The 19,865-nt window shown below is 65.8% G+C and carries 14 protein-coding genes; 13 read left to right on the top strand and 1 reads right to left on the bottom strand.

Annotated elements, in window-relative coordinates:
* Positions 1 to 105 precede the first annotated feature (105 nt).
* The 13 genes from GY170_RS02530 (at position 106) to GY170_RS02470 (ending at position 19,079) form a co-directional block, all read left to right on the top strand.
* Complete coding sequence (locus GY170_RS02530) at positions 106 to 957, top strand: carbohydrate ABC transporter permease (RefSeq protein WP_163889667.1); 852 nt, start codon at positions 106 to 108, stop codon at positions 955 to 957.
* The gene (locus tag GY170_RS02525) at positions 954 to 1,784 is read left to right on the top strand and encodes a carbohydrate ABC transporter permease (RefSeq protein WP_163889665.1); all 831 of its coding nucleotides are present in this window, start codon (positions 954 to 956) and stop codon (positions 1,782 to 1,784) included. Before GY170_RS02530 ends, GY170_RS02525 begins: the two co-directional genes overlap by 4 nt.
* Positions 1,785 to 1,789: 5 nt before the next feature.
* Complete coding sequence (locus GY170_RS02520; protein WP_163889663.1) at positions 1,790 to 2,866, top strand: ABC transporter ATP-binding protein; 1,077 nt, start codon at positions 1,790 to 1,792, stop codon at positions 2,864 to 2,866.
* 734 nt (positions 2,867 to 3,600) lie between these two features.
* Entirely contained in the window at positions 3,601 to 5,856 is a 2,256-nt protein-coding gene (locus GY170_RS02515) for a helix-turn-helix transcriptional regulator (RefSeq protein ID WP_163889662.1), read from the top strand.
* A gap of 203 nt (positions 5,857 to 6,059) precedes the next feature.
* On the top strand, positions 6,060 to 7,091 hold the full coding sequence (locus GY170_RS02510) for an ABC transporter permease (RefSeq protein ID WP_163889660.1): 1,032 nt from the start codon (positions 6,060 to 6,062) through the stop codon (positions 7,089 to 7,091).
* Positions 7,088 to 8,011: an ABC transporter permease gene (locus tag GY170_RS02505; RefSeq protein WP_163889658.1), complete on the top strand. Its 924-nt coding sequence runs from the start codon at positions 7,088 to 7,090 to the stop codon at positions 8,009 to 8,011. Before GY170_RS02510 ends, GY170_RS02505 begins: the two co-directional genes overlap by 4 nt.
* A 3-nt stretch (positions 8,012 to 8,014) precedes the next feature.
* On the top strand, positions 8,015 to 9,685 hold the full coding sequence (locus tag GY170_RS02500; protein WP_163889656.1) for an ATP-binding cassette domain-containing protein: 1,671 nt from the start codon (positions 8,015 to 8,017) through the stop codon (positions 9,683 to 9,685).
* A complete protein-coding gene (locus GY170_RS02495; protein ID WP_163889654.1) occupies positions 9,682 to 11,238 on the top strand; it encodes a hydantoinase/oxoprolinase N-terminal domain-containing protein in 1,557 nt (518 codons plus the stop codon). The genes GY170_RS02500 and GY170_RS02495 overlap by 4 nt, the downstream gene beginning before the upstream one ends.
* Positions 11,235 to 12,353: an S-methyl thiohydantoin desulfurase family protein gene (locus tag GY170_RS02490; protein WP_163889652.1), complete on the top strand. Its 1,119-nt coding sequence runs from the start codon at positions 11,235 to 11,237 to the stop codon at positions 12,351 to 12,353. The genes GY170_RS02495 and GY170_RS02490 overlap by 4 nt, the downstream gene beginning before the upstream one ends.
* Positions 12,350 to 13,444 (top strand): S-methyl thiohydantoin desulfurase family protein, encoded by a 1,095-nt coding sequence (locus GY170_RS02485; RefSeq protein WP_163889650.1) that lies wholly within the window; start codon positions 12,350 to 12,352, stop codon positions 13,442 to 13,444. Before GY170_RS02490 ends, GY170_RS02485 begins: the two co-directional genes overlap by 4 nt.
* Before the next feature lie 40 nt (positions 13,445 to 13,484).
* Positions 13,485 to 15,041: an ABC transporter substrate-binding protein gene (locus GY170_RS02480; protein ID WP_163889648.1), complete on the top strand. Its 1,557-nt coding sequence runs from the start codon at positions 13,485 to 13,487 to the stop codon at positions 15,039 to 15,041.
* A 105-nt stretch (positions 15,042 to 15,146) separates the two neighbouring features.
* Positions 15,147 to 17,138 (top strand): alpha-amylase family protein, encoded by a 1,992-nt coding sequence (locus GY170_RS02475; protein WP_163889646.1) that lies wholly within the window; start codon positions 15,147 to 15,149, stop codon positions 17,136 to 17,138.
* Positions 17,139 to 17,720: 582 nt separating this feature from the next.
* Positions 17,721 to 19,079, top strand: a complete 1,359-nt coding sequence (locus GY170_RS02470; RefSeq protein ID WP_163889644.1) for a hypothetical protein — start codon at positions 17,721 to 17,723, stop codon at positions 19,077 to 19,079.
* Here the strand turns inward: GY170_RS02470 and GY170_RS18670 are convergent.
* Positions 19,050 to 19,445, bottom strand: a complete 396-nt coding sequence (locus GY170_RS18670) for an NUDIX hydrolase (RefSeq protein WP_394351480.1) — start codon at positions 19,443 to 19,445, stop codon at positions 19,050 to 19,052. The two genes, GY170_RS02470 and GY170_RS18670, sit on opposite strands and share 30 nt — an antisense overlap.
* Positions 19,446 to 19,865: the final 420 nt, after the last annotated feature.

The following is a 19,865-nucleotide window of genomic DNA, read 5'->3' as shown; positions in this document are numbered from 1 at the left end:
GGTCGGATGACCCATCTTGAAAATGCAACCGCCGGAGCCCCAAAGGCTCCGGCACCTCGTCCGGCGGCGACGCGGCGTGCGCGCCGCCGCCGGCGCGATGCGGTCATGTTCATCGGGCCGGCGTTCCTGATCTACGCGGCCTTCGTGATCGTGCCGCTCGGCATGTCGGTCTATTACTCCCTGCTCCGCTGGGACGGGATCGGGCCGATCTCCGGCGCCACCTTCTATGGCCTGAAGAATTACATCGAGGTGCTAACCGACGACGATCTGCTGCAGATCATCGGCAACGCCTTCCAGCTCGCGGCGTGGTTCACCATTCCGCCCGTCGTCCTCGGCCTTGCTGTCGCCTCGGCGATCCGCAGCCAGATGGCCGGGCGCTTCGGCACCGCGACGCGTACCATCCTCTTCCTGCCGCAGGTCATCCCGCTGGTGGCCGCCGGCATCGCCTGGAGCTGGATGTACGACCGCAATGGCGTCGTGAACCAGTTCCTCTCGCTGATCGGGCTTGAAAGCTGGACGCGCGGCTGGCTCGGCGACTTCACCTACGCGCTGCCCGCCGTCGGCATCATCGGCGCCTGGGTCCTCCTCGGCCTCTGCACCATGCTCCTCGTCACCGGCATCGCCCGCATCGACGGCTCTCTCTACGAGGCCGCCAAGCTCGATGGCGCGCGCCCCCGGCACGAGTTCCGCTTCGTCACACTGCCCGGCCTCAAGAACGAGATCGGCATCTGCGTGACCGTCACCATCATCCAGGCGCTGTCGTCCTTCGACATCGTCTATGTCGCCACCGCCGGCGGCCCGGGCATCGAGACGACCGTGCCGGGCCTGGAGATCTACCGCCTCGCCTTCGCCCACCGGCAGGTCGGGCTCGCCTCGGCGCTGGCGATCGTGCTGATGATCCTCGTCCTCGCCTGCGTGCTGCCGATCCAGTGGGCGCTGAGGGAGCGCAAGCAATGACATTCCCGCGCATCCGCACCAGCCCGCTCTTCGCCCGCGGCCTCATCATCCTCCTCATGGTGGTGACGCTGCTGCCGTTCCTGTCGATGCTCTCGGCAGCCCTCGCGCCCTCGGGCACCTACCCCTCGGGCCTTGAATGGCCGGCGGACCCGCAATGGGGCAACTTCGCCAAGGCGTGGCAGGTGGCGAACATGGACGAGCTGCTGCTCTCCTCCATCCTCATCGTGCTCGGCACCGTGCCGGCGGCGGTGCTCTTCGCCACCATGGCGGGCTTCGGCCTCGCCAAGCTGACGACACCGCGCTCGGCGTGGTTCTACCTCGTCTTCGTCATCGGCCTGACCCTGCCCTTCGAGGCGGTGATCACGCCGCTCTACTTCGAGATCCGCGAGATCGGCCTGCTCAACACCCGCGGCGCCATCATCCTGCCGCTGATCGGGCTCTACATGCCGTTCTCGGTCTTCTGGATGCGGGCGCATTTCATGTCGATCCCGAACGACCTCTCCGAGGCCTCGCAGCTCGACGGCGCGCGGCGCTGGCAGGAGTTCTGGATGGTGCAGGTGCCGCTCGCGCGCCCCGCGATCATGTCCCTCGGCATCCTTCTGTTCCTGTGGACATGGAACCAGTTCCTCCTGCCCGTCGTGCTCGTGCAGGAACCCAACCGCCGCACCATGGCCGGGGCGCTCGGCGCCTTCCAGGGCCAGTGGGGCACCGACATCCCGCTCCTCTGCGCGGGCTCCCTCATCATCCTGGCGCCGACGGTGATCCTCTTCCTGATCTTCCAGCGCCAGTTCGTCGCCGCCCTCCTGCAGGGCGCGGTCAAAGGATAAGACAGATGGCAGACCTCAAGCTGCGCGACGTGCGCAAATCCTATGGCCAGACCGAGGTGATCAAGGGCGTCGACCTCGACATCTTGGACGGCGAGTTCGTCGTCTTCGTCGGCCCCTCCGGCTGCGGCAAGTCGACCCTTCTCCGCCTCATCGCCGGGCTGGAGGACATCACCTCCGGCGACATCGAGATCGGCGGCCGGCTGGTCAACGATGTCGAGCCGCGCGACCGCGGCGTGGCAATGGTCTTCCAGTCCTACGCGCTCTACCCGCACATGACGGTGCGCGAGAACGTCGGCTTCGGCCTGCGCCTCGCCAAGGTGCCCAAGGCGCAGCGCGAGCAGGCGGTGGGCGAGGCGGCCCGCATCCTGCAGATGGAGCCGCTGCTCGACCGCAAGCCCGCCCAGCTCTCCGGCGGCCAGCGCCAGCGCGTCGCCATCGGCCGCGCCATCGTGCGCGACCCCGACGTCTTCCTCTTCGACGAGCCGCTCTCCAACCTCGACGCCGCCCTGCGGATGGACATGCGCGCCGAACTGGCGGGCCTGCACCAGCAGCTCGATTCCACGATGATCTACGTCACCCACGACCAGGTCGAGGCGATGACCCTCGCCGACAAGATCGTCGTGCTGAAGGATGGCGAGGTGCAGCAGATCGGCGCGCCCATGGAGCTCTACGAGCACCCGGCGAACCTCTTCGTCGCCGGCTTCATCGGCGCCCCGAAGATGAACCTCCTCCCCGGAAAGGTCACCGCCGTCGACGGGCACGAGGCCGTCCTCTCGGGCGCCGACCTCCCCCGCCTCGTCCTCCCGGCCCCGGAGGGGGACAAGCTGGCGGCGGGCGACGAGATCACCCTCGGCCTGCGCCCGCACGACCTCAAGCGGATGCCCGACGGCCCCCTGGAGCTGCACACCGACCTCCTCGAGCGCCTCGGCCATGAGACGGTGGTGGCCGGCCACCTCCCCACCGGCGCCCGCCTGACGGCCGTGCTGGATGGCCGCAGCCCCGTCGCCCTCGATGAGACCATCCGCCTCGGCTTCGAGCCCTCCTCCGCCCGCCTCTTCGACGCAGGCGGCCGGGCGATCTGAGGGCTACCGGGGGACGCCTCTGGCAGAATGCCTCAACAACCGTGGTTGGAGGCTCCTCTGGGAGGCATTGACACTCGAAACAGGGAGATAAAGTGGCCGCAAAACTATATGCGTCAGCCCCTTACGGCCTTGACCTGTCCCCGCAATAGCGTTCTACCAAGTCAAGCCCGTTCCATTCCGCCGGGCGCGGGCGGCAAGGATGTTCATCAGCGGTGTCATCAACGTCATGACTGCCGGCGGGCGCATTTCGCTGATGATTACTACGACGGCGAGATGGACGAGGCTGCGGGGAGTCCCCTTTTGGTCTTCGTAGAGCGCGTCATTAGCAAGCCACGCTAGGAAATACGGTCCGTGCTCCAGCCCGGTGTGACCCAGCCGGACTTCGTTTCGAAACGTGATCTTCTCCGCCGTGGAAATTACCTAACAAGGGACGTGCCCTGGCTCGACGAAATGCGATTCACCGGGCTGCAATGTGATAGATTCCTTGCCACCCAAGCCAAGGCCCATATCTCCGATCAGCGCCGTATTTGTCTCGGAATAGCTCTTGTGAGTGTGGAGAGGATTGCCTCCCCCCGGCATGAGCGTGATTTCGCGGCGTTAGGTAGCAAGCGCGCTTGATACATAACGCCGCTGATTTCTCCTCCGGTTTCTTTGGCTGTCTACCGGCACACCCCGGCGCTTCGTCGCCTCGACCCGATGGCAAGAGCTTGGCCGACCGGCTATCGTCACCGGCCATGGAGCACGCCGCCCTGTCCCTTTGCGACCGCATCCTGCGGGCCGAGGCCCCGGTCGTCATCATCCGCGGGCCGGCGGGGACGGGAAAGTCGCAGCTGCTGCGCCAGATCGCGGCGCGCCTGGCCCGGCCTGTCCTGCGGGAGCTGCCGGAGGGGCCGCTCGCTGAGACGTGCCTCTGCGATCTGCCCCCCTCGCAGCACGGGCGGCTGCCGATGCTGGGGCCGGCCGCCCGGTTGATCGTTGCCTGCCGGGGCGGGGTGCGGCTGACCGGGCTGGCGCGGGCGCGGGCGCATGGCAAGGTGCTGGATATCGGGCCGGATGAGCTTCTGGCCGAGGCGGGCGGCTGGCCCGTCGCCGGGCGGGCCGACGCGGAGTATCTGCGCGAAGAACTGCTCTCGCCCCTGCCGACGCAGCGCCTGCTCGCGCTGTTCCTCGCCCGCCGCTCGGGCATCGACACGGGCCCGCCGGCACGGACCGACATTCCCCTCCTGCAACAGCTGGAGAGCGGGCTGCTCGCCGTCATCCCCGCGGCGCAGGAGGCCGCGCTCGATCGCGCCTTTGCCGAGGAGATCGCCGCGCGGGCCGAGGTCTCGCCGACGCTCGCGGCGCTGGCTGTCCTGCCGCAGGCGGCGGGCCATGCGGCGCAGCTTCTGCTCGACCGGGGGCGACACGATGCGGCGCTGGAGGTCTATCGATCCGGACAGGGCTGGTACCAAGTCTATCAGATGGGCCCGCGCGCCTATGCCGACCTGCTCGATTCCTTCCCGGAGCCCATGCGGCGGGAGGAGCCGCTCCTCGTCATGTCGCAGGCGATCCGGGCCCTGAAATCCGGCCAGACCCAATGGGCGCGCCGCCAGGTGGCCGAGCGGTTCGGCGCGGAGGCGCTGGATATCGCCAAGGTCCTGCGCCGCGATGTGGATCTCGGGCAGGACTTTCGCACATTTCGCATCGTCATGCTGATCTACGAGGATCTCGCGATCGGCGATGCCCTGATCGATCTGCTCCATAGCCATCTCGATGACATGCCGCTCTCGGACGACCTGCACAGGGGCACGTTCTACAACGCGATGAGCGAGTTCTACATGCGGCTGCGCCGGCTCGACGAGGCGGAGGAGGCCATGCGCCTCGCCCTCAGCCACTACCGCGCCGCTGACATGACGATGCTTGCCTTCTATGTCGAACTCCACCGTGCCGTGCTGCGGTTGCTCCGCGGCGATGTCGCCGGGTCCGAGCGGATGCTGGAGGCCGCCGCCGCCGATCTGAAGGCCCTGCCCTTCGAGGCGCCGGGCGATGCGCGCCTCGTGCGGCTGATCCGCGCCTGCATCGCCTTCGACAAGGGGCAGGCGGCGGCGCTGGTGGACTTCTTCGAGACCGAGTTCGAGGCCTTCGCCTCCGGCGAGACATGGCCGACCTTGCTGGAGCTGTCCCTCATCTACGGGGCGCAGGCGATTGCCGGGCAATACTCGGTGCGCGCGGCCGTCGGCTTTCTGGAGCGCTGGGGGCTGACCGAAACCCGCAACCGGCAATACCACGGCATGATGGAGACGCTCAAAGCCCGGACGCTGCAATCGGGTGGCCGCTGGACGGAGGCGGCGCGGGTCGCGGCGGCCGTGCGCTCGCGCGTGAGCCGGGTCTGGGTCGAGGCCGCGGGCGAGGATCTGACGCGGCTGACCGGGCGCGACGAGCGGGCGCTGGCGCTGATCTGGCTGCGCCAGATCGTCGAGGAGCGGCCCGACCTGCCGCTGCTGGGCGCGCGGCTGGCGCAGATGTCCGCCAATCCGGGGCTGACCTCCCGCCAGCGGATGGGCCTGCGCCTGCTGCAGGCAGAGGTGGCGCGGCGAACGGGGGACCTCAGCCTCGCCCGCCAGTTCGCCCGCGAGGTCTTCGCCGAGGCGGCGCAGACGCAAACGCTCTCGCCCCTGGCCGCCGATCTCGCGCTGGTCGAGCGGCTGATGGGCGATCGGCGCGTGGCCGATTACGTCACCGCCTCCACCCCCGCCTCCGCCATCCTGAGGCGTCTGCGCGATACCCGGACGGGCCGCGTCTCAGCCGCCGCGCGCGAGATCCTCACGGCGCGGGAATTGCGCATCCTGTCGCTCCTCGTGGAGGGCGCGTCCAACAAGCTCGTCGCCCGCAACCTCGACATCTCCGAGGCGACGGTGAAATTCCACCTCACCAATCTCTTCCGCAAGCTCGGCTGCGCCAACCGGCGCGAGGCGGTGGCCAATGCCGAAGCCTTGGGCTGGTTTGACTAGCCCCCCGCCCGCGCGGCGCCCTTTGTAACAACGGCGTGGCAGCCACCCTCGACCAATCCGCCCAAAACCTAGACCTCGGGATCATTGTCAGCTGCGCCGGCCCCGTCGCAGGCTTGACCCAAGGTGCAAGCGACCGAGCCCCGGGGTGGGGGCGAGGCTATGAGGCGGCCCGACCGGGCGGCCTTTGGGGGACCGACGGGCAGATGCGATTTCTGAGCTTCATTGAGCCGATCCTGGCCCGTCTGGCCGGCTTCATCATGGTGCTGCTCGTCCTGTCGCTGATGATCTTCCTCCTCGCCCGCGTGGTGCCGGGAGACCCGGCGCGCATGGCCCTCGGCCCCTCCGCCACGCAGGAGCAGGTCGCGGAACTCCGGCTCGAGATGGGGCTCGATGAGCCGATCCTCACGCAATACGTCGCCTACATGGGCCGCGCGCTGCAGGGCGACCTCGGCCGCTCGATCACCTCGGGCCGGCCCGTCCTCAGCGACATCGCCGATTTCCTGCCCGCGACACTGGAACTGGTGCTGGTGACGGTCTTCCTGATGGTCATCATCGCCATCCCGCTCGGCGTTCTCACCGCCCGCCACCGCGACCGGTGGATCGACAACAGCGGCCGGCTCTTCTCTCTGATCGGCGTGACGATCCCGTCGTTCCTCTTCGCCATCGGGCTGCAGCTTCTGGCGGCGAACTTCTTCCCCGACTGGCCGATCCTCGGGCGCGTCGATTACCGGCTCTCGCCGCCCGACGGGCCGACCGGCCTTCTGCTGATCGACAGCATCGTCCACGGCCGGGCGGATGTCTTCCTCGATGCGCTGCAGCATCTCGCCTTCCCCGCGCTGGCGCTGGCCATGTCGGGCATCGGTCAGGTGACGCGCATCACCCGCTCGGCGATGATCGAGAACCAGCGCAAGGATCACGTGCTGACCCTGCGCAGCTTCGGCGTGCCCGACCGGGTGATCGTCTTCCGCTACCTGCTCAAGCTCTCCTCCGTCGCGCCGCTGACGATCATGGGGCTCGAATTCGCCTCGCTCATCGGCAACGCCTTCGTCGTCGAAATGGTCTTCGGATGGGGCGGCTTCGCCAGCTACGGGCTGACCGCGATCCTGCAGAAGGACCTCAACGCCCTGATGGCCGTGGTGCTCATCTCCGGGCTGTTCTTCATCGTCGCCAACCTCGTGATCGACGTCGTGCTCAGCGTCATAGATCCACGTCAACGCCGCCGGGCCGCCGCATGAGTGCAAAGAACCTCCCCCAGACCGCCGCCGAGGCGGATATCGAAACCGGTCTTCCGCTCGACTCGGACGCCCCTCCCCTGAGCGCCGGCTACATGACGTGGTTCCGCTTCTCGCGGAACCCGGCGGCGCTGGTCGGCGCCTTCATCGTCGCCTCGGTGATCCTCGTTGCGCTCTTCGCGCCGCTCATCGCCACCCACCCCGATCACGTCGGGGCGGTCGTCGACTTCCGCAACCGGCACATGCCGCCCTCGGCGGACAACTGGATGGGCACCGACAAGGCCGGCCGCGACATCTTCTCGCGCACGGTCTTCGGCTTTCGCGTCTCGCTCCTGCTCGTGATCGGCGTCCTCGGCATCTCTGTCCCGGTCGGCTCGGCGCTCGGCATGGCGGCCGGCTATTTCGGCGGCTGGACGGAGCGGCTGATCGCCGGCTTCACCAACGTGATGCTCGCCATGCCGCCGCTGGTCATGGCGCTGGCCATCGGCAACGTGCTGGAGCCGAACCTCACCAACGCCATGATCGCCATCACCCTGCTCTGGTGGACATGGCATGCCCGGCTCATCTACCGGGTCACCCGCTCGATCGTGTCGGAGGATTACATCGAGGCCGCGCGCCTCGCCGGGGCCTCGCACCTGCACATCCTCTGGCGCGAAATCCTGCCCAACTGCATCTCCGTCATCTCGGTGAAGACGACGCTGGACGCGGCCTTCGTCATCCTCTTCGGCGCGACGCTGTCCTTCCTCGGCTTCGGGGTGAAGCCCCCCACGCCCGATCTCGGCTCGATGGTCGCCGATGGCCGGCAATTCGTGCCCGAGATGTGGTGGGAGGTGCTCGCCCCCGGCTTCGCCATCTTCTACGCGACGCTCGGCTTCAACCTTCTGGGCGACGGGCTGCGCGACATGTTCGACGTGGAGACCTGAGCCATGGCCCTGCTCGATGTGCGCGACCTGTCGATCTCCTTCACCGGCTACGGGCGGACCGCGCAGGTGCTGCACGGGGTGTCCTTCTCCATCGCCAAGGGCGAGCGCGTCTCGCTGATCGGCGAGACCGGGTCGGGCAAGTCCGTCACCTCCAAGGCGATCATGGGCACGCTGCCCGAGAATGCCACGATCGAGGGCGGCCGCATCGCCTTCGACGGGCTGGACCTGCTGGCCCTGCCCCCGGCCGAGCGCGAGCGGCTCAAGGGCTCCGACATGTCGATCATCATGCAAGACCCCCTGTCCTCGTTCAATCCGGTGTTCCGGATCGGCAAGCATCTCGACGATATCCTGCGCTTCGCCGACCGGCGGATCGGCAGGCCCTCCGGCGCGCAGGATCGCAAGCGGCGGATCTTCGAGACGTTGCGCCGCGTGCAGCTCGCCGATGCCGATCGCGTGTTCGATGCCTGGCCGCATGAATTGTCGGGCGGCATGCGCCAGCGGGTGCTGATCGCCCTCGCGCTCTTGCACAAGCCGCGCCTGCTCATCGCCGACGAGCCGGGAACGGCGCTCGACGTGACGACGCAGGCCGAGATCCTCAAGCTGATCAACGGGTTGGTCGACGAGGAAGGACTGTCCCTTCTCATGATCACCCACAACCTCGGTGTCGTGCGCCAGACCGCCGACCGGGTTCTGGTGATGAACAAGGGTGAGATCGTCGAGCAGGGGCCGCTGGCCGAAGTCTTCGGCGCGCCGCGCGATGCCTATACCCGCGCGCTCATGGCCGCCGTGCCGCCGCTCTACGGCGACAGGGTGGAGAACCAGCCGGTCAGCGATGCCGCGCCGGTGCTCGCCATGCGCGATGTCTCCAAGGTCTACCGCTCCGGCGGGATCTGGGCGCGCGGCGAGGGCCACCGCGCTGTCAGCGGCGTCACCTTCGACGTGCCCGAGGGCGAGATCTTCGGCATCGCGGGCGAAAGCGGTTCGGGCAAGACCACGGTCGCGCGGATGCTGATGGGCCTGCTGGACGTGACGGAGGGCGAGGTGGTGCGCGCGCCCTCCAGCCCCGGCCGGCGGCTGACGCAGATCGTCTACCAGAACCCCGGCACTTCGCTGAACCCCAAGCGCACCGTCGCACAGACGCTGGCTGTGCCGCTTGGCCATATCGGCATGGACAGGGCCGCCGCCAGCGCCCGGATGACGGAGCTCATGTCGCTGGTGAAACTGCCCGAGAGCTACCTCGGCAAGTACCCCCACGAATTGTCGGGCGGGCAGAAGCAGCGCGTCTCCATCGCCCGGGCCCTCGCGGCGGAGCCGAAGGTGCTGATCCTAGACGAGCCGACCTCGGCGCTCGACGTGAGCGTCCAGAAGACCGTCATCGACCTGCTGTTGCACCTGCGCGCCGAGCTTGGCCTCACTTACGTGATCATCAGCCACGACCTGTCGCTGATGCGGAATTTCTGCTCCCGCATCGCCATCATGCTCCGGGGCGAGATCGTCGAGCAGGGCACGCCTGCAGAGGTCTTCGCCGCGCCGAGCCACGCCTATACCCGAGCGCTGATCGCCGCGATCCCGGTTCTGACCGAGGCCGAAGAGGCGCTGAAACCCACCGTGACGGAGGAAGAGCGCGCCGCGTTCCTCGTCCCCACGACGACCCTGGCCGAAGAGGACGCATGAGCACATATCGTTTGGGAATTGACGTGGGCGGCACCAATACCGATGCCGTCGTGATGGAAGGCCGCAAGGTGCTGGCCGGGGTCAAGGCCGCCACCACCGAGGATGTGACCTCCGGGGTGAAGGCCGCGCTGGAAGCCGTGCTCGAAGAGGCCGGGATCGACCGCTCCGCCGTGAGCAAGGTCATGATCGGCACGACCCATTTCACCAACGCGGTGATCGAGCGGCGCCAGCTGTCCAACGTCGCCGCCATCCGGCTCTGCCTGCCGGCCACGGCCTGCCTGCCGCCCGCCGTCGACTGGCCCGAGGATCTCAAGTTCGTCCTCGGCGACCACGGCTACATGATCCGCGGCGGCTACGAGTTCGACGGTCGCGTCCTGTCCCCCCTCGACGAGGCGGAGCTGGAGCGGATCGCCGGCGAAATCCGCGCCAACGATCTCAAGGCGGCGGCGATCACCTGCGTCTTCGGCCCGATCAACGCGGACATGGAGAAGAAGGCCGCCGAGATTCTCCAGCAGCACTGCCCCGGCCTGCCGATCGTGCTGTCGACTGACATCGGCCGCCTCGGGCTGCTGGAGCGGGAAAGCGCGGCGATCATGAACGCGGCGCTCCTTCCGCTGGCGAACAAGACGGTCTCGGCCTTCGAGAGCGCCCTGTCCGAGAGCGGCCTGCACTGCCCCTTCTACCTGACGCAGAACGACGGCACGCTGATGGCGGCAGAGAAGGTGAAGAACTTCCCCGTCCTGACCTTTGCCTCCGGCCCGACGAACTCGATGCGCGGCGCCGCCTTTCTGACCGGCAAGTCCGAGGCCATCGTCGTCGATATCGGCGGCACCACGACCGACGTGGGCGCCCTGCACCTCGGCTTCCCGCGCCAGGCGGCGACGGTTGTCGACGTGGGCGGCGTGCGCACCAACTTCCGCATGCCCGATGTCTTCTCTATCGGCCTCGGCGGCGGATCGCTGGTCAGGGAGGCCGATGGCGGCACCAGGGTCGGCCCCCAGTCCACCGGCTACCGCATCTCGACCGAGGCGCTCGTCTTCGGCGGCAGCACCCTGACGGCGACGGATGTCGCCGTGGCGGCCGGCAAGGCCGACGTGGGGGACAAGGCCAAGGTCTCCGGCCTCGATCCCGCCATGGTCGACGCCGCCATGGCCCGCATCGGCGAGATGCTGGAAGCCGCCGTCGAGCGCAGCCGCGTCTCGCCCGAGCCGATCCCGGTCATCGCCGTCGGCGGCGGCTCGATCCTGATGCCAGAGACGCTCGGCGATCTGGAGGTCATCCGCCCGGAGAACTTCGCCGTCGCCAACGCCGTCGGCGCCGCCATCGCGCAGATCTCCGGCGAGGTCGACCGGGTCTACACGCTCGAGAAGGTCACCCGCGAGGAGTGCCTGAAGGAGGCCGAGGAGGAGGCGACCGCCGCTGCCATCGCCGCCGGTGCGCTGGCCGAGACCATCCAGGTGATCGAGCGCGAGGACGTGCCGCTCGCCTACCTGCCGGGCAACGCCACCCGCATCCACGTCAAGGTGGTGGGCGAGATGGGGGGGATGGAATGAGCCTTCCCTACGATCCCGCCGACCTCTGGCACCTGACGCTCGACGATCTCGAGGCGCTGGAGATCGGCTCGGGCATCCTCGGCACCGGCGGTGGCGGCAACCCCTACATCGGCAAGCTCCGCGCCCGCCAGCTGATGGCGGAGGGCCACGCGATGACCATCCTGCCGCTCGACAAGATCGACCCGGACGCCCTCTGCCTGTCGCTCGGCGGCATCGGCGCGCCGGTCGTCGGGATCGAGCGCATCAAGGAGGGGCAGGAAGGCCTGCGCTGCCTGCGGGCGCTCGAGGCGCATCTGGAGATGACGGTCGACGCCATCGTCTGCGAGGAGATCGGCGGCTCAAACGCCATGGAGCCCCTGAACGTCGCGGCCCTCGCCAAGCTGCCGGTGCTCGACGGCGACGGCATGGGCCGCGCCTTCCCCGAGATGCAGATGACCACCTTCTCCATCTACGGCCATACCTCCACGCCCTCGGCGATGTCCGACACGCATGGCAACGTCATCCTCTTCCACCACGCGGAAACGGAGCTGGCGCATGAGCGCATGGCACGCGCCTGCGTCGTGGCGCTCGGCGGCGGGGCGGTGCTCGCCTCGGCGCCCATGCGGGCGGAGTTCGTGCGCAGGACGGCGATCCCCGGCACCTACACGCAAGCCATCGCGCTCGGCCGGGCGGTGCGTGACGCCCAGCGCGCCCATGACGACCCCATCGACGCCATCTGCCGCAAGGAAAATGGCCGCCGGATGTTCTCCGGCAAGATCACCGATCTCAAGCGCCACCTCCGGGGCGGCTTCGTCGTCGGCGAGGCCATGCTCTCGGGCATCGACAAGGATCACGGCGTGCAGGGCTCCGTCGTCATCCAGAACGAGAACCTCGTCTTCCGCCGCGAGGGCGAGGTCGAGGTCTGCGTGCCCGACCTGATCCTCGTGCTCGACGTCGACACCGGCGAGGCCATCACCACCGAGATGCTGCGCTACGGCCAGCGTGTCGCCATCGTCGCCCTGCCCTGCCACCCCCTGCTGCGGTCGCCGCAGGCGCTAGAGGTCGTGGGCCCGAAGGCCTTCGGCTTCCCCGAGATCACCTATCGACCCCTTGCCGAAGAGGAGGAAGCGGCATGAGCAGCTTCACCGTGACTCCCGACGATCTGGACGCCATCGCGCTCGGCGGCGCCTTCCTCGGCACCGGGGGCGGGGGCGATCCCTACATCGGGAAGGTCATGGCCAAGGAGGCGCTCGCCACCTACGGCAATGTCGAGGTCGTCGATGCCGACGAGATCGACGACGACACGCTCTGCGTGCCCGTGGCGATGATGGGCGCGCCGACCGTGATGATCGAGAAGCTCCCCGCCGGCGGCGAGGCGCTGGAGGCCCTGCGCGGGCTCGAAAGCGTGCTCGGCCGCAAGGTCGGCGCGCTCATCTGTGCCGAGGCGGGCGGGTTGAATTCCACCATCCCGTTCGCCGTGGCCGCGGCGACGGGCCTGCCGCTGATCGACGGCGACGGCATGGGGCGGGCTTTCCCCGAACTCCAGATGGTCAGCTTCACCCTGCACGGGGTGAAGGCCAGCCCGATCGTCCTTGCCGACGACAAGGGCAACACCGCCGTCTTCGGCACCATCGACAACCACTGGACGGAGCGCCTCGCGCGCTCCGCGGCGGTGGACATGGGCGGCGCGGCGCTGATCGCCACCTACCCGATGGACGGGCGCGTGATGAAGACCGCGATGCTGCGCGGCACGATCTCCCTCATCAAGCGCGTGGGCGAGATCATCGCGGCGGAGCGACGCGCCATGCGCCATCCCGGCCCGGCCCTCTGCGAGGCCTGCGGCGGCCAGCGGCTCATCCGCGGCCGGATCGTCGATATCGAGCGCCGCACCGTCGGCGGCTTCGCGCGCGGCAAGGCGACGATCCGCGGCTCCGACGAGGATGCCGGGCAGGTCTTCGCCGTTGAGTTCCAGAACGAGATGCTGGTGCTGACGGACGATGCCGGCACCGTGCGCGCCAGCACGCCGGATCTCATCTGCGCGCTCGACGCGGATGTCGGCCTGCCGGTGACCACCGAGCAGCTGCGCTTCGGTCTCGCCGTCGAGCTGATCGGCCTGCCCGCCGATCCTCAATGGCGCACGCCGGAGGGCCTGGCGCTCGTCGGGCCCGGCTACTTTGGCTACGGCCACGATTTCGTTCCGCTCGGCGGCACCGCCGCGGCCGGGTGATTTTTTCAGCAAACACGATAGGAAGAGAGGAAGACTGGATATGAAAAGAGGACTGCTCACGGCCCTTCTGGCCTCGGCCGCGCTGCCCGCGGCTGCTCAGGACGCGCCGACCTCCATCGTTGTGAACGCGGTGCAGGTCTTCGGCACGATCGACCCGGCCAAGATCAACGATTACACCGAGTACATGGCCGCGGTGAACCTCTACGACGGCCTCACCACCGTCGATGTCGACGGCTCGATCATCCCCCAGCTCGCCGAAAGCTGGGAGGTCTCCGACGACAACCTCACCTACACCTTCCACCTCAAGGACGGCGCGACCTTCAGCGACGGCTCCCCCGTCGAGGCGAAGGACGTGGTCTGGTCCATCCAGCGCCTCCTGGCGCTGAACGAGGGTCCGTCCTTCCTCTTCAGCGGCCTCGTGGATGCCGACTCCGTCACCGCGGTGGACGACATGACCGTCGAGATGTCACTGACCCGCGTCTACGCGCCCTTCCTCACCGCGACGCCGCTCTTCCTCGTCGTCAATTCCGATGCGGCGATGGAACAGGGTGACGGCGAATGGTCCGAGGATCTGCTGGGAGAGACCTCCCTCGGCGCCGGGCCCTACACGCTGTCGAGCTGGAACCGTGGCTCGGAGATGGTGATCAGCGCCTATCCCGATTACCACGACGGCTGGCCGGAAAACCCGATCGACGAAGTGCGCTTCGTCATCACCAATGACGAGGCGACGGTGCGGGCCCTGGCGACGTCGGGCGAGCTCGGCTTCTCCGCCTCCGCCCATGCCAACGAGACCTTCGAGGCCATCGGCGCGCTCGACGGCTACGAGGTGGTCTCGACGCCCACCGCCACCGGCTTCTACATGAAGATCAACACCCAGCTCGCCCCGACGGATGACATCCATGTCCGCCGCGCCCTGCAATATGCCACGGATTACCAGACGATCCGCGAGGTGATCTTCCCCGGCGCCGAGATGTCGACGGCGCTGTCGCCGGCCTTCGAAGGCGCCTTCAACGCCGACATCCCGGCCCCGGTCTACGATCTGGAACTGGCCGCCGAGGAACTGGCGCAATCGGCCTATGCCGGGCAGGAGATCACGCTGACCCACAGCTATGTGGCCGGTCTCTCCTTCGAGGAGGATATCGCGCTTCTGATGCAGGCCAATCTCGAGGCCATCGGCATCACGCTCGACATCCGCCCCGAGCCGTGGAACCGGATCACCGAGCTTGCCAGCGACCCGGAGACGACGCCCAACACCACGCAGGTGTTCAACGGCCCGTCCTACCCCTCGCCGGATTCGGTCTTCTACGTGCAGTTCCATTCCGCCTCGGCCGGGACATGGTCCTCGATGGAATGGCTCGAGAACGAAGAGATCGACGCGATGATCGACGCCGCGCGCGCCGAGACGGACGAGACGGCCCGCAACGCGATCTACCAGGATATCCAGCAGGAGCTCTACGACCTCGCTGCCGATGTCTACTTCCTCTACCAGGAGGAGCGCCACGCGCTGAGCACCTGCCTGAAGGGCTACGAATACATCCCGATGATGAGCTGGGATTTCGACTTCTCCCGCTTCTACTGGGAATGCCCGGAAGGCTGAGCCTTCCTTACGAGATCGCCCCGACGCGCTCGGGGCGAACTTTGCCGGCCGCCGCGTCTTCTCCCTGCGCGGCGGCCGGTTCTGTTTTGATGACGGACGTCCGACATGCGCCAACGCCAGGTTCACCTCGATTTCCATACCTCGCCGCTCATCGAGGGCATCGGCTCCGCCTTCGAGCCGGAAGCCTTCGCCGAGGCCTATGCCGGCGCCGGGGTGGACAGCGTCACGCTCTTCTCCAAGTGCCATCACGGGCTCAGCTATCATCCGACCAAGGTCGGGCGGATGCATCCGCACCTCTCCTTCGATCTGCTGCGCGCGCAGATGGATGCGTTGAAGGCGCGCGGCATCGGCACCCCGATCTACCTCTCCGCCGCGTGGGACGAGCAGGCCGCCGCCGCGCATCCCGACTGGCAGGCCGTCCTCCCCGATGGCCGGCTCGCCTTCTATTCCGACGAGCCCTATGGCGGCTGGGCCTTCCTCGATTTCGCCTCTCCCTATCTCGACTACCTCTGCGCGCAGGTGGACGAGGTCATGACCACCTATCCCGACGGCGACGGCATCTTCATTGACATCTGCTTCCAGCGCCCCTCGATCTCGCCGCATGCACAGGCGGGGATGGCGGCGCGCGGCCTCGACTGGCGGAGCGAGGCGGACCGCGCCACCTTCGGCGACATCGCGGCGCAGGAATTCTTCGACCGGGTGACGGAGGTGGTGCGCGGCCACCGCGCCGATTGCCCGCTCTTCTTCAACTCCGGCCACATCCGCAAAGGTCACCGCGCGCACTACGCCCGGCACTACACGCATCTGGAGGTCGAGAGCCTGCCGACCGCCGGCTGGGGATACGACCATTTCCCCACCTCGGCCCGCTATGTCGACGCCATGGGCGTACCCTTCCTCGGCATGACCGGCAAGTTCGCCACCACGTGGGGCGAGTTCGGCGGCTACAAGCGCCCCGAGGCGCTCCGCTACGAATGCGCGGCAATGGCGGCGCATGGCGCCGGCTGCTCCATCGGCGACCACCTGCACCCGACCGGCGCGGTCGAGCCCGCGACCATCCGGCTGATCGCCTCGGCCTACCAGCCGATGGTCGCCGCCGCGCCGTGGCTGGAGGGGTCCACCGCCGCCCGGCAGATCGCCCTCGTCTCCGCCGAGGCGATGGCCCCGGGCGGGCTTGCCGGCGAGCCCTCCCACCACGCCGAAGCCGACGATGGCGCGGTCCGTGTGCTGCTGGAGGGCGGCTTCACCTTCGACGTGGTCGATGGCGAGAGCGATCTCTCGCCCTACAGCCTCGTCATCTGCCCCGACGCCGTGGCGATCTCGCCGGCGTTTCAGGCCCGGCTGGAGGAGCACCTCGCCCGCGGCGGGCGCCTGCTCCTGACAGGCGCCAGCGGGCTCGGCCCGGGTGGCCCACTCTTCGACATCGGCGCCGTCTGGGAGGGTCCCTCCCCCATGCGCGGTGGCGATTACCTCTTTGCCGCGCCCGAAATCGCGGCGGAGGGCGTCGACGCGCCGATCTTCACCTATCTGCCCTCCGAGCGGCTGCGCGTCACCGATGGCGAGAGCCTCGGCGCCGTGCATGACCCCTACATCGACCGTCGCCCCGGCGCCTTCTCCGGCCACGTCCACGCGCCCTACCGGCCGGAGCCCTCGGGCTATGCGGCGGCGGTGCAGAAGGGCGGCATGATCCACGCCGCGCATCCGATCTTCTCCTGCTACTACCTCACCGGCGAGGTCGCTCTCCTGGAGATCGCCGAGAACCTCATCCGCTGCGCCCTCGCAGAGCAACCGCTGGTCGAGACGTCCCTGCCCCGCGCCGGCCGGGCGCTGCTGCGCCAGCAGGACGGCCGCGAGGTGCTGCACCTGCTGCACGCCAACCCCGTGCTGCGCGGCACCCTCCGCGGCAATCCGGTGCAACCGATCCAGGACATCTCCACCCTGCATGACATCTCGGTCGACGTCGCCGTTCGCCGGCCGGTGACAGCGGTGCGCCTTGTTCCGGACGGCGAGGCCCTGCCCTTCGAGGCGTCGGGGAAGCGAGTGCGCTTCATCCTGCCGCGCCTGACCGGGCAGGCAATGGTCGAGATCGTTTACGGCTGAGGCTGCGGGGGGCCGGCTGCAGCGATCCGTGCCTTCGACATGGGCGAGAGACCGCCGGTCCACTTCGCACGCTGCGAGCGCAACCGTCGCCATCATCCAGCCGTGCAAGAGTGCGAACGATAGCGCATGATCCCCAACCGCAGGCACAGCCCGCTGGGAGGTGGGTTTCTCACAGTCATCAGGAGTTTAAATGGTGCCCGGGGGCGGAATCGAACCACCGACACGAGGATTTTCAATTAGCCTTGTGATCCGCCCCACCGTCTCAGGATCGCTCAACCCGTAACGTAGCCGATTGAAAGCCTTAACCTTTGCTTTTGGCAGATTGTCTCGACCTGTCTCACGCCGGAGCATTCAAGCTCACCGTTCCTGCTACCCCACTGATACCCACAGACGCCGGAGACCACACGGGTATCTCGTTCCGGCACAAGTCGGACCAAAACCCTACAAGTCGTCTAGAGTTGTCCCTGACGCGGCTCACGTTCGCGGCTTCACACATGGCGGCGACCACTTTGGACTAGATTCCAACATTGTGAGCGGTAAGCTTCAACTTGTCTTTCCTTCAAAAAATATGGTGGCGATCTCATGCGTGACACCTACTCTCTTGTTCTCCATGATGACACGGCACACTCCAACGATCCAGCGATGGAGCGCCTTCTCACGGCACACGTGATTTACAATCTCCTTACTTCGAACCGCTTCTTTGTTTCAGACAATCAAATTATCGGCACCAGAAACTTCCGCCAAATAATTCGCCACAATTCCACCGTGCGAGAAATGATTGAAAACAAGTCAATTGTTATACTTGTTCGCGACAAATGGGACTGGCACCCTAAATGGGAGAGCGACACAAAAGATGCGTCCTTTTACTGGGAAGCTTTGCAGAACAGCTTTGTTCGAAACGGGAAAATGAGAACGTCAAAGGAATTCTATTCTATCAAGCATGAATTGCGATTTCTTGAAGAGAACGCAGCTACCGAAAACTGGAGCTATCGCGATGTGTCTGATAACTTTTCAAAATTGCTTCGCGACAACCTAACCTCACCGCTAGCGCATGACCGGCTGGGAGATGTGCTATATGAACGTATATCAAGTCTCATCGAACAGGAAATCTCTGAAAAGCCCGCTGGCGACAGTCTAGGAACTACATTCATTCAAGAAAAGTTACTAGCGGTACTGAAAGCAGAAGGAGCGCCCCCTACTGACAAGCAACTCAGTTTCCTAAGAAGCTGCTATATCGGCCCGTATGCCGCAAATCTACCGAATGCTAAGCGCTTGCTGCCGCAGTACACAGATGACTTAGCAGAAGCATTTGATATCATGCGGGGATGCAAGCTAGACTGGACAAAACCGGAAACGACAACAATCAAATCCCGGCCATTAAAGACATCGTTTTTGGTGGAAGGCCTCTTACGGCTAACGCCAGATGATATCAATCAAGTTCGGAGCGGGTTTGCATTCAAACGCTTCAACAATCTCTCATCCAATGAGAGCGACAGGGTCGAAGCGGCCAAGGAAATTTCGCTGGCATATAGAGAGCTACGGTCCGACATTGAAGAAAAAATAGTCAGACGACTAGATCCTTCTTCGACCCTCGCCTTCGATGACAATCCACTACAGTCTACGATCCGCTGGTTCAAGGGTGACACTGCAAGTGGTTTGGGAGGAGAAGCCGTGAGCATAGCCATAAATCAGGCCGCGGGAGCGTTTCTAAATACCACTATTCCTTTAGTTGGATTTGCAGCAGAACAAATTTTAGGCCGAATTAAGAAGAAGCATGGACTGGACGAAAGGTCAAAGGGACGGCGCGACGTTCACGAAATAGAAGACGCATTGGAGCGCCTTGGCGAGACCTACGAAGATAAAATTGTGCACCTTGAACGGCTAGAAGAAAACGCCGGCAAACATAAGATATCAGAAGTCTTTCTTCCCGGATCGAAGTAGTGGGATCGCCAGTATGGTTACAGGGCATGAAATACGGTGCCGCAATATAAAGCTATGATCCAATTCGGAAATTGGAACATATACAAGACCTTCTATCCCTTCGTTTAGTGCTGACACAGGTGCGGTCGAAGGTGTTTCCGTGACGTTGCAAGAAAATACATGCGTTGGGAAGTTCTCTCCTACCACTCCTTCGTAATTTAGGACGCATGGCTCCAATCCCGTCTCCTCCAAGAGTTCTCGGCGTGCGCAGGCTTCGGGAGTGCTGCCTTCGACCCCAAACCCTTTCGGGCACTCAATGAGTATCTCTGTGCCGGGATATCTCCGAGATTTAATGAACACACACTTGTCAGACGTATAAGGGATCATCGCCACTCCATATGGAGCAGTCCATTTTGTATGAAAGTATGAACCTTTTTCACCGTTCGGAAACTGTACCGTGTCGTCGTAGGCCAAAACAAAGTCATTTTTAAATACAAGCTTACTCTCTAGTCTCTTGATCGAAGACATTTGGGGTCTCCATGAGGCTTTGGACTTGGTAGATTTTTATGGCCCGAAATAGGGTGCGTCTACCGCGATTTTTCAATACTCGGCCTAGTAAGTGACAGTCCTCTCGTTCAACAGAGGTTCTCCAACTAGATCGATGATGGCATTGAAAGCGCTTAGTTTGCTCTTCGGACAGGCCCAATCACCTCCCATGCACATCGCCAAACTATCATTCTAGCGCAGCTTTGCACAGAGTGTGTTCTGGATTCTCGTTCCGGCACAAGTCAAACCAAAACCCTGCGA

The organism is Pseudoroseicyclus tamaricis (assembly GCF_012070395.1).
GTDB lineage: Bacteria > Pseudomonadota > Alphaproteobacteria > Rhodobacterales > Rhodobacteraceae > Pseudoroseicyclus_A > Pseudoroseicyclus_A tamaricis.
This window is presented reverse-complemented; position numbering and strand designations above follow the sequence as displayed.

Coding starts and splice junctions, on each gene's coding strand:
- GY170_RS18670 (WP_394351480.1), bottom strand. CDS start 19,445: ATGATCCCTTATACGTCTGACAAGTGTGTGTTCATTAAATCTCGGAGA.
- GY170_RS02505 (WP_163889658.1), top strand. CDS start 7,088: ATGAGTGCAAAGAACCTCCCCCAGACCGCCGCCGAGGCGGATATCGAA.
- GY170_RS02515 (WP_163889662.1), top strand. CDS start 3,601: ATGGAGCACGCCGCCCTGTCCCTTTGCGACCGCATCCTGCGGGCCGAG.
- GY170_RS02500 (WP_163889656.1), top strand. CDS start 8,015: ATGGCCCTGCTCGATGTGCGCGACCTGTCGATCTCCTTCACCGGCTAC.
- GY170_RS02495 (WP_163889654.1), top strand. CDS start 9,682: ATGAGCACATATCGTTTGGGAATTGACGTGGGCGGCACCAATACCGAT.
- GY170_RS02480 (WP_163889648.1), top strand. CDS start 13,485: ATGAAAAGAGGACTGCTCACGGCCCTTCTGGCCTCGGCCGCGCTGCCC.
- GY170_RS02485 (WP_163889650.1), top strand. CDS start 12,350: ATGAGCAGCTTCACCGTGACTCCCGACGATCTGGACGCCATCGCGCTC.
- GY170_RS02530 (WP_163889667.1), top strand. CDS start 106: ATGTTCATCGGGCCGGCGTTCCTGATCTACGCGGCCTTCGTGATCGTG.
- GY170_RS02520 (WP_163889663.1), top strand. CDS start 1,790: ATGGCAGACCTCAAGCTGCGCGACGTGCGCAAATCCTATGGCCAGACC.
- GY170_RS02490 (WP_163889652.1), top strand. CDS start 11,235: ATGAGCCTTCCCTACGATCCCGCCGACCTCTGGCACCTGACGCTCGAC.
- GY170_RS02510 (WP_163889660.1), top strand. CDS start 6,060: ATGCGATTTCTGAGCTTCATTGAGCCGATCCTGGCCCGTCTGGCCGGC.
- GY170_RS02470 (WP_163889644.1), top strand. CDS start 17,721: ATGCGTGACACCTACTCTCTTGTTCTCCATGATGACACGGCACACTCC.
- GY170_RS02475 (WP_163889646.1), top strand. CDS start 15,147: ATGCGCCAACGCCAGGTTCACCTCGATTTCCATACCTCGCCGCTCATC.
- GY170_RS02525 (WP_163889665.1), top strand. CDS start 954: ATGACATTCCCGCGCATCCGCACCAGCCCGCTCTTCGCCCGCGGCCTC.